Source organism: Vibrio sp. 10N.247.311.12, assembly GCF_041467515.1.
Taxonomy (GTDB): Bacteria; Pseudomonadota; Gammaproteobacteria; order Enterobacterales; family Vibrionaceae; genus Vibrio; species Vibrio crassostreae_C.
Map to the genome: position 1 here is coordinate 1 of NZ_JBFSUV010000076.1, position 10,667 is coordinate 10,667.

General features: G+C 46.0%; 6 protein-coding genes and 1 pseudogene. 5 read left to right on the forward strand and 2 right to left on the reverse strand.

The features are described 5' to 3' along the window. On the reverse strand, window positions 1-2,110 hold a 2,110-nt coding region (locus AB6E30_RS21985; RefSeq protein WP_372105247.1), incomplete at its 3' end, for a VCBS domain-containing protein. A gap of 233 nt (window positions 2,111-2,343) precedes the next feature. On the opposite strand from AB6E30_RS21985, the gene AB6E30_RS21990 reads away from it, so the two are divergent. The 5 genes and pseudogenes from AB6E30_RS21990 to AB6E30_RS22010 all read left to right on the forward strand — a co-directional run bounded on the left by AB6E30_RS21990 (window position 2,344) and on the right by AB6E30_RS22010 (window position 9,924). Then, window positions 2,344-2,808, forward strand: coding sequence for a hypothetical protein (locus AB6E30_RS21990; RefSeq protein WP_372105249.1), 465 nt, complete (start codon window positions 2,344-2,346; stop codon window positions 2,806-2,808). 99 nt (window positions 2,809-2,907) lie between these two features. Then, a pseudogene (locus AB6E30_RS21995) lies at window positions 2,908-4,350 on the forward strand (TolC family protein). Between the two features lie 11 nt (window positions 4,351-4,361). Continuing rightward, the gene (locus AB6E30_RS22000; RefSeq protein ID WP_372105251.1) at window positions 4,362-6,101 is read left to right on the forward strand and encodes an efflux RND transporter periplasmic adaptor subunit; all 1,740 of its coding nucleotides are present in this window, start codon (window positions 4,362-4,364) and stop codon (window positions 6,099-6,101) included. After that, on the forward strand, window positions 6,098-9,241 hold the full coding sequence (locus AB6E30_RS22005; RefSeq protein WP_372105253.1) for an efflux RND transporter permease subunit: 3,144 nt from the start codon (window positions 6,098-6,100) through the stop codon (window positions 9,239-9,241). The genes AB6E30_RS22000 and AB6E30_RS22005 overlap by 4 nt, the downstream gene beginning before the upstream one ends. Before the next feature lie 107 nt (window positions 9,242-9,348). Beyond that, window positions 9,349-9,924, forward strand: a complete 576-nt coding sequence (locus AB6E30_RS22010) for a cupredoxin family protein (RefSeq protein ID WP_372105255.1) — start codon at window positions 9,349-9,351, stop codon at window positions 9,922-9,924. A 126-nt stretch (window positions 9,925-10,050) separates the two neighbouring features. Here AB6E30_RS22010 and AB6E30_RS22015 read toward each other — a convergent pair whose 3' ends face one another. After that, the gene (locus AB6E30_RS22015; RefSeq protein ID WP_065583933.1) at window positions 10,051-10,308 is read right to left on the reverse strand and encodes a hypothetical protein; all 258 of its coding nucleotides are present in this window, start codon (window positions 10,306-10,308) and stop codon (window positions 10,051-10,053) included. Between the last annotated feature and the right edge of the window lie 359 nt (window positions 10,309-10,667).

A 10,667-nucleotide genomic window follows, 5' to 3' on the forward strand; every position in this document is an offset into this window, starting at 1 on the left:
CTGGATTATCCACGTCAGTACTGGTTAGCGTGCCTGATGTGGTTACCGCTTTGTCGGTCTCATCGATAGCAACGGTCGCACTGCTGACAGTAGCGGTGTCATTAGTGCCATTTACTGTGATAGTCACTTGATGCGGCGTGCCATCAGCAGATTGAACCGTGATGGTGTCGGTAGCGGTTGCTCCTTTACCTAATGCTTGAACGGCAGGGTTTTTATTATCAAGATCGTACGTCCAAGAACCAGTATCGGTCAGATGAAGCGTACCAAACGAGCCTGCAATATCGGTACTTCCTGTGGATGAAGTAGCGAAGTGTGCCTCGCCAGTATCCACATCCGTTACCGCAAGTGTGCCCGAGGTCTGAAGTTGGGACTCTTCGGTTACCACTCCAGCACTGGTTCCGCTTATCACGGCTTTATCATTGGTGCCGTTAACGGTAATTGCAATTTGATGAGGAGTGCCGTCGGCGGAGTGGATGGTTATGATGTCTGTTGTCGCAGAGCCTTGACCAAGAGCCTGAACTTTTGGGTTTTTATTATCTAGGTCGTAGCTCCAATCGCCATTGTCTTTAAGGTGTAAAGTACCCAGTGTCCCCTTGAGGTCGGAATTAGAAAAATGCGCCTCTTTTGAGTCGATATCGGTGATGTTGAGTTGGCCTGAAACCGTTAGGTCTTTATCTTCAGTAACTTGGCTTGAGCCATTACTTGTCCCGATAGCGAAAAACGAACTTGGTGAATTTGCTGTACTACTCGTGATTACTGCATGGTCGTTGGTGCCATTGATCGTAACCGTAACTTGATGCGCTGTACCATCAGCTGAGTGAACAGTGACGATGTCTGTCGCAGTTGAACCTTGGCCAAGTCTTTGAACTACTGGGTTATTGTTGTCTAAACTGTATGTCCACGCACCGTCTTTGGTGATGCTTAGCGTACCGAAATTGCTAGTTACTTGTGATGCCTGAAAATGATCTTCTCCAAGATCTGAATCTGTTACCGAAAGCTGCCCTTGAACTTGTGTCGTTAAATCTTCAGTTAACGTGCCAGCATCCACACCTGTGATAACGGCGTTGTCGTCGTTCCCGCCGATCGTCATATCGATCGTTTGCGGTGTGCCATCTTTGGTGTGAATTGTGAAACTTTCATGCAGTGAAGTGGCTGCGGTTAAAGCTTGAACATTAGAGAGCGAGTTATCAACTTGATACTGCCAATGTCCATCAGCATCGATAGTTAATGAACCATATTTACCTGAGATAACTTCCGGCGTAACCGAACTTTCATTTTGGTCAGGGTCTATGACATCGATTTTGCCGTTCGCATGTAACAAGCCTTGTGAATCAATATTGTGATCTTCTGTTACCACACCTGTTAAGTCTCCAGAAATATTTGGCGTGTCTTGCTTACCTGTTACTGGTATCTGGACAATGATGCTCGAGCCATTAGATAGATGTAACGCAAAATGGTCAGTACCTGGTTGGTGCTGATTTAACAGGATGTATTGAGGAGAATTTGGATTCAATACGAATGTGTATTGACCATTTGCATCAACATGAAGCTCTCCGTACGTACCTTTTATGACTTCTGGCATGAAGGTAACGGGCAAAGCGGGCGTTGTAGGCGCATTCGAATGAGTCGGCTGACCGTTACTTCCTGAGGAGATGGTCGGCATCGATACCGAAGGAATGTAATGGACTTGCGGGTGAGAAAGCGTCGACAAATGATGAGAAGGAACCAAGTTAGAGCTCGAGCCATGGGGATCGTGGCTTGCACTTAAGGTCGAGTTTACGTCGCTGTCGCTCTTTTGAGCCTCTTGATGAGTAACCGCTGATGAGTCTGTTTTTCCATGGTCGTCGCTGACATCTTTTTCTGTCACGTTATTTACGGGTAGCTGATCTACGGTATCGCCCGAGCTGTCTGCACCCTGGGCAGACGCGTGTTTAGCCAATGATGGCAGTATCATCATGAGTGATTGAAAAAGTGGGATATTAACTTTTAGGTGTGAATGCAGTCTGAGCTTCTTTTTTTGTGTTGGTTTCTTTTGTTCTAGCTCGTTACTTTTCTTATTTTTGATTTCTGTATTTTTCTTGTTTGCTTCGACGTTTTTTTTGTTAGCCATTTTTCTCATCCGTGAATCGTGGTTGCACTATTTTAAGTAAAATACACAGATAGAGGTTTCGCTAGCTAATTGGATAATTTTTAAAGAAAAAACTGCAAAGTCGAAGAATTATCTCATTTTGATGAAAGAGAGGATGAATACTTTTTCAACGGTCAGGTAAATATCGGCACAATGGCATTGACCTTACCCTAAGGGGAACGTTTATAGTTGCGTTGTAAATTCAAAGGTAAACTATGACAAACACATTCCGAAAAACTTGGATTATTGTTTTCAGCATCATTGCGATGTTGATGTCTAGCTATGCCTCAAGCTCCTCAGCCTTGATGACTGAAGTAATGATGATGGAAATGGGGTCGAGCAAGTCGGCTTGTTACCACAGCGATACTTCGGTTAATGATTCAATGGCAGGGTGTCATGTGATGAGTGAAGAAGTACACGCTGAAGACTCTAACATGAGTGCCCATGCTTTGATGGCTCAATGCGATATGTCTTCAATGAGCGAAGACGGCAGTCCGATGATGGGTAACCATTGTTCGAGTGTCGATTGCTGTGCCTCAATGTGTTCTGCAAGTCCCTATCCAATTCAGGCTGTTCAAGCCGTTGATCAACTTTCCTTTTCATTAGCTCGTTTTCAATCGGTCACGATTGGCCAGAAAGTCGCACGCGCTCAATCTTTGCTACGCCCACCTTCCGCATAAATCTATATCTAAAAATACAGCTCTATCAGTTAGATAAATCTGATAAGCCATTCTTTTTTATGCGCTAATTAGCGTTAGATATGGACATTCATTGTGAATATGAAACCAACAACCTCTGTGTTTGTCATGAACACGAGCTTAGTGGTTGCTGCTACCTTGCCTATGGCCTTGTTTTCAAGTGCTACGCTCGCGGCTACCACGGCGTCAGCTTCAAATGCTCAACACATTTCAGCACATGACCAAGCAAGCTCGACGCAGTAACTCAATACACTGATTGAGATTGCTTTAAGCGAAGATGGAAATCGCAAACAGTACTTTGCTCAGTCTCAAGCGATGCGAGAAACGGGCATTGCCAGCTCAACCTTAATGGATCCTAAATTAAAAGTCGGATTTGGCGGTTTGCCTGTCGATAGTTTTCAATTCGACGAAGACCCGATGACTAATATATCGGTAGGGTTGATGCAGCAGTTTGAGCGTGGCGATACGCTTAACCTCCAACAGAAAAAGGCAGGCCAACAGGCAGATGCTTTAGCTTTGCAGGTGCAAGCAAGAGAATTGACGGTTGCGAATAGCATGACGCAGCTTTGGCTTGAGTTAGGTTATCAGCAAAAGGCTGAGTCGGTGATTCGTCAAAATCGTCGTTTGTTGGTTGAGCTTGAAAACTATGTACAAACCAATTACTCGATTGGTAAAAGTGAAGCGCAAGATCTGCTTAATGCTCAGCTTCAAGTGAGCAAGCTTGATGAGAAACTACAGGCAAACCAGCAGGTTCAGCGCCGTTTAATCTCTCAGCTTTCTGAATGGTTGGGTTCTGATTGGCTAGGCTCTCAGGTTCTTGATTCTCAGGGAACACTGAGTGCAACTAACCAAATCGATTGGTCGTTGTTGGAAAGCAAATTAGCGACCAATATCGATTCAACTAAGCACTACCAGCTACTGACTGACCATCCTTTGGTTAAGATCTCCGATGTCAGTATTTCCTCCAATCAAACTCAGGTTGAGTTAGCCGAGCAAGCTTATACCCCGCAGTTTGGGGTGGAAGTGATGTATGCACACCGTCAAGCCAATAACATGGCGGGTGAACCAGCTTCTGATCTGGTGAGTGCTTATCTGACAGTCGACATCCCGCTGTTTACAGGGAGCCGACAAGATAAAAACTTATCGGCTGCTCAGTATCAAGTTGGTGCGGCTAAATCTCAAAAAGACACCTTACTTTCCCAAATGAACGCGCAAGTGAACGCATTGCTGGTGGACAGATCAAATCTGATCCAGCGATTAGATCGCTATCAAACGTCCTTGCTTCCTCAAACCGCAGCACGAATCAGCGCGGTTGAAAGGGGCTATCAAAACAATACCGCTCAGTTTAACGATGTCATTTTAGCAACGACCGATGAGCTGGCGCTTAAGTTAGAGCAACAACGTTTGATCACCGATCTCAACATCGTTAACAGCAAACTGGCGGCGTTAGTCAGTGGCTTTGAATACCAAGTAAACCAACCACAACTCAACTCAAGCGCAACTAAACACACAGCCAATCAATAAGGGAATAGACAATGAGTACAGTAAAAGTAGCAACAATCGCTTTATTGGTCGGTGGTGCATTGGGTTTTGGTGTGAACCATTTTCTAATTAATCCAGCACATGACATGTCAGCAATGGCAACGAGTACAGGCGCAGATGTCAGTAAACAGGCCAAGGATGAACCTCTGTATTGGGTGGCTCCGATGGACCCAAATTATCAGCGAGACAAGCCGGGTCAGTCACCTATGGGGATGGATTTAATCCCTGTTTACGCGGATGACTCAAGTGGTGTTAAAGATGAGCCCGGTACCGTGTTCATTGATTCGTCGGTAGAAAATAATCTGGGAGTTAAAACAGCGAAAGTTAACTTCGAAGCGCTGTCTCCTCGTATCGAAACCGTCGGTTATGTGGCGTTCGATGAAAGTACATTGTGGCAAACCAACGTAAGAGCAGCTGGCTGGGTTGAGAAGCTTTATATCAACGCTGTCGGCGAGAAAGTGAATAAAGGTGACGTACTGTTCACGCTTTACTCGCCAGAACTTGTAAAGGCACAAGAAGAGTTATTGAGTGCTTATAAAACAGGTCGTAAAGGATTGGTCAAGGGCTCTACTGAACGCTTGGTCACCCTAGGTGTAGATAAAGCGCAGATACGATCCATCGCTCGTAAAGGGAAAGCCTCGCAAACCATCGAAATCAAAGCGCCTGCGGATGGTGTCATCGCTAGCCTGAATATTCGAGAGGGTGGTTACCTTTCGCCTGCACAAGCAGTGATCAGTGCTGGCCCATTAGGCGAAGTATGGGTTGATGCTGAGGTGTTTGAGCGTCAAGCGCACTGGATCTCGTCAGGCAGCAATGCGGTGATGACGCTAGATGCCATTCCCGGCAAAGAGTGGTTGGGTAATGTCGATTACGTGTACCCAATCCTTGACCCAAAAACTCGAACCTTGCGCGTTCGTTTGAAGTTCTCCAATCCAAATGGCGAGCTTAAGCCAAATATGTTCGCCAATATTGCGTTGAAACCCATCAGTGATGAAGCCGTTCTTACTATCCCAAGATCTTCGGTGATTCACTCCGGTGGTATGACTCGAGTGGTAATGTCAGAAGGTTCTGGCAAGTATCGTTCTGCTCGTATTGAGGTTGGTCGTGAAGCTGGCGAAAAAATAGAGGTGCTTCAAGGGCTAGAGCAAGGTGAGAACATTGTCACTTCTGCGCACTTCATGTTGGATTCTGAATCGAGCCAATCTGCTGATCTGTCACGTATTAATGGCGTTGAAGAAGAGTCTGAAACGGTGTGGGCGAACGGTGAAGTTTCCGATGTTATGCAAGGCAGCCGCATGGTGACGATTAACCATCAGCCTGTTCCTGAATGGGATTGGCCGGGCATGGTGATGAATTTCACCTTTGCGGAAGGCTTGGACATGAGTGACGTGCAACGTGGTAAGGCGATTGATTTTGAGATGAGAAAGACAGAGTCAGGGCAGTACGAGGTTGTGGATTACAAGGTCAACAAACACAAGATGGCTGGCGAAGTTTGGGTGACGGGTGACATCACCATGTTGATGGCAGATTTTGGCATGATCACCGTAAAACATCAGCCTGTCCCTGAGTGGAATTGGAAAGCGGGTGAAATGAATTTCCAAGCCAGTGATGACCTTGATTTATCTGAGTTTGCCGAGGGTCAAACCATTCGGTTTCTAGTGGCGAAGCAAGGTTCTGATTATGTGCTCAAATCTCTCGAACCGACGAATAGCACGGGTGAGGGCGAACTATGATCAATGCAATTATTCGCTGGTCTATTAGCAACCGTTTCTTAGTGCTGGTTGCCACTGTCGCCATCGTATTTGGCGGTTTATACAGCGTTAAAAATACACCTGTCGATGCCATTCCTGATTTGTCAGATGTTCAGGTAATCATCAAAACCAGTTATCCGGGTCAAGCCCCACAGGTGGTCGAGGATCAGGTGACCTATCCATTGACCACCGCCATGTTAGCTGTACCGGGTGCTGAAACAGTTCGTGGCTACTCGTTCTTTGGTGATTCCTATGTCTATATCATCTTCAATGACGATACCGATATGTACTGGGCGCGTTCACGAGTGTTGGAGTACTTAAGCCAAGTTGCACCTAACTTGCCATCGAGTGCCAAGCCAACACTAGGGCCAGATGCAACCGGTGTGGGCTGGGTTTACAGCTACGTGTTGCAAGATAAAACTGGTCAGCACGACTTAGCGGAACTTCGTAGTTTGCAAGATTGGTTCTTGAAGTATGAATTGCAAACCGTAGAAGGCGTGTCTGAAGTGGCGACCGTTGGCGGCATGGTGAAGCAGTACCAAGTACAGATTGATCCTGCCAAGTTACGTGCATATGACCTAACACTTCAACAGGTCAATAAGGCAATCCAAGATGGTAATCAAGAAACAGGTGCGTCTGTTGTCGAGATTGCTGAAGCCGAGCACATGGTTCGTACCACAGGTTACCTGACAAGCATCGAAGACATTCAATCTCTGCCATTAAAGGTGACAGACAAAGGTACTCCGCTGCTATTAGGTGACATTGCTGACATTAACCTTGGCCCACAAATGCGTCGTGGTATCTCGGAACTCAATGGTGAGGGGGAAGCGGTTGGCGGTGTTATTGTGATGCGCTTTGGTGAAAATGCCAGTGAAGTGATCGACTCGGTGAAATCCAAACTCGCTGAACTGCAAGCTGGCTTACCTGATGGTGTCGAGATTGTCGCGACTTATGACCGTTCGACTTTGATTGATTCTGCGGTTGAAAACCTCTGGAAGAAACTGGCTGAAGAGTTCATCGTGGTCGCCGTCGTGTGTGCGCTGTTCTTGTTCCATATCCGATCATCACTGGTTATCGCGCTAAGTCTGCCTGTTGGTATCTTAGGCGCATTCATTGTGATGCATTGGCAGGGTATTAACGCCAACATCATGTCTCTTGGCGGGATCGCGATTGCGATTGGCGCCATGGTGGATGGTGCCATCGTGATGATCGAGAACGTTCATAAACACATTGAACGGACTCCGCTCACTGACAAAAACCGTTGGCTGGTGATTGGTAAGGCAGCAGAAGAAGTTGGCGCACCGCTGTTCTTCTCTCTGATTATCATTACCTTGAGCTTTGTGCCTGTGTTCGCGTTAGAAGGCCAAGAGGGCAAGATGTTCTCGCCACTTGCCTTTACCAAGACGTATGCGATGGCGGCAGCGGCAGGTTTGGCTATCACGCTTGTGCCTGTGCTAATGGGTTACTTCATTCGCGGCAACGTGCTACCTGAACACAAAAACCCAGTCAACCGCAGCCTAGTGGCGATGTATAAACCGCTTCTGAACCTCAGCCTAAAATATCCAAAGGTGATGATTGTTATCGCACTTGGCTTAATGGCGTCTGCTTATTACCCAACCAGTAAGCTTGGTAGCGAGTTCATCCCTCCTTTGGACGAAGGGGATTTGATGTACATGCCAACCACGTATCCGGGCATATCAATAGGTAAGGCTCGTGAGTTGTTGCAACAAACCAACAAGCTCATCAAAACCATTCCAGAAGTCGAAACCACGTGGGGCAAAATTGGTCGAGCAGAGACAGCAACCGATCCTGCACCGTTAACCATGATTGAAACCGTGATTCAGCTTAAACCGCGAGATCAGTGGCGTGACGGTGTCACCACTGAGTCTCTGCGTAAAGAGTTTGATGATCTGATTCAATTCCCAGGTTTAACCAATGCGTGGGTTATGCCAATCAAAACCCGTATCGACATGTTAGCGACCGGTATCAAAACCCCAATCGGAATCAAAATCGCTGGCCCAGAGCTGAGCGTGATTGAAGATATTGGTTCGCAACTTGAACCCATCCTCAACAGCGTGAGCGGCACGGCTTCTGTCTACGCCGAGCGTGTTGCAGGCGGTCGTTATGTGACGATAGACATTAAACGTCGCTCGGCTGCGCGATATGGCTTGAGCATTAAAGAAGTGCAACAGGTTATCTCGACTGCGGTTGGTGGCATGAATGTAGGCGAAACCGTTGAGGGGCTAGAGCGTTACCCAATTAATGTCCGTTATCCACAAAGCTATCGTGATTCTGTCGTTAAGTTGCAGAACCTGCCGTTAGTGACACCAAATGGAGCGCGAATTGCTTTATCTGATGTTGCAGATATTCGCTATGAAGATGGGCCACCAATGATTAAGACGGAGAACGCGCGTCCTAATGGTTGGGTGTTCGTTGACATCGAAGGTCGCGACCTTGGTTCTTATGTTGCAGAGGCGCAAACAGTCGTTACAGATCAAATCGTCTTACCTGCTGGTTATTCATTGGCGTGGTCTGGTCAATACGAATACATGGAGCGTGCGAAGGAGCGTTTGAGTGTGGTTGTGCCAATTACCATCGCCATCATCATGTTATTGCTCTACCTCAGCTTCCGCCGTGTCGGTGAGGTGATGATGATCATGCTGACATTGCCACTCGCGATGGTTGGTGGCCTATGGCTGATGCATGTCCTCAATTACAACTTCTCGATTGCGGTGGGTGTGGGCTTTATCGCCCTTGCCGGGGTAGCTGTTGAGATAGGCGTCATTATGTCGGTCTACCTAAATCAAGCATGGCACTACAAAAAATTGGATGCGGAGCAGAACCAGCAAGCACTTCAGAGTGAAGACTTAACGGATGCGATTCGTGAGGGTGCAGGACTGCGTGTTCGCCCAGTGATGATGACAGTACTTACGGTGATCATTGGCCTCATTCCAATTATGTATGGCGAGGGAACGGGTTCTGAAGTGATGCAGCGAATTGCAGCGCCGATGATAGGCGGAATGGCGTCCGCATTATTGCTTACCCTACTGGTGTTGCCTGCAATCTTTAAGCTCTGGAAACAGCGTGAGATTACGCATAGCCAAAACGAGACAAACAAATAACGTATTGATTATTAGCCCTTACCTACCAAAAACAGAGTGGGTAAGGGCGTACCACATGAACATGTGAAACTAACAAATAAATAACTGAATTAATCTAAGGAACGATCATGAAAAAGACACTTATTGCGATTGCACTGACGTTAACTACTGCAACGGCTTTTGCTGAAATGGATCACTCAAATATGGATCATTCGATGATGAAGAGTGGAGAAATGGACCACTCGAAGATGGATCACAGCATGATGAAGGGTGGAAAGATGGACCATTCAAAGATGATGAATATGGATGGAATGATGGACATGGAAGGTATGTCAGAAGTTGGGATGCCAGCTCAAGGCGCGAAGCCCGATAAAGTGGTTCATGTGCTGCTAAGTGATGATATGAAAATCACATTTAAAAACAAGGTCGATATAGAGCCAAATGACGTAGTGCAGTTTGTTGTGATGAATACAGGCAAGATTGATCACGAATTCTCGATTGGTTCTGCCTCAGAGCAGCTAGAGCATCGTGAAATGATGAAAAAAATGGGTAATCACGCTCATGACTCGGGCAGTACAGTCACGGTTAAGCCGGGCAAAGCGAAGCAGATGCTTTGGCATTTTCATGGTGATAATAACGTAGAGTTAGCGTGCAATATCCCTGGTCACGCTGAAGCGGGTATGGTGAAGTCGTTAACGCTTTAGACGTTAATCAATAGCGCTTTGTTGAATTAGAAATTCAATGAGGGCTAGAAAATTAAAGATAAGTCTTAACTTATACCTAAAGCGCTTTGCTGTGAGGGATTCGCTGAGGCTTATCTTTATTTATAGTCACTGTAGCAAGATAGAAGTTTCAAGCAGGTGGTGTGCTTCGCCGCTCAGGTGCGGTAGCTCTGCCATGATCTTTTTAAACTTGTCGTCGATTGATTCTGCTTCATTCAGCGATCGAAAAGCCAGTACAGCTTGTTCAGGCTCGCTGTTCACATAACCTTTCAATGTATCTAGCTGAATTTTATTGGCATTTTCGACTTTTGCTAGCGCGACATTAATTGCTTCGATGCTAATTGTTAACTCATTGCTTTTAAACATTTTTTATTATTTATGGGTTGTTGCTAATGCGCGCACATTAACACAATGATTTTTGCAGATATTGACCAAGATTATTAAATTGGAACAATTTTGAAAATCATTAAAAGCTGAACTGCAATGTGTGATTTGGATAGGTGTCAGAAATACGAAGCGAATTAAGGAGTTAATAGCTTTGGTTGGTCAATCTAAGCTTAAACAAAATAAGTTTAATCAGTATAGATTTAATGACTATGGATTTAACTAACGGAGAAAGTTTTTGAATAGCGTGTCGCTGGAATAAAGCACGTCATGGAGCATAAGGAGAAGTTGGAGCGTGCAGCGGGAATCGAACCCGCATCATCAGCTTGGAAGGCTGAGGT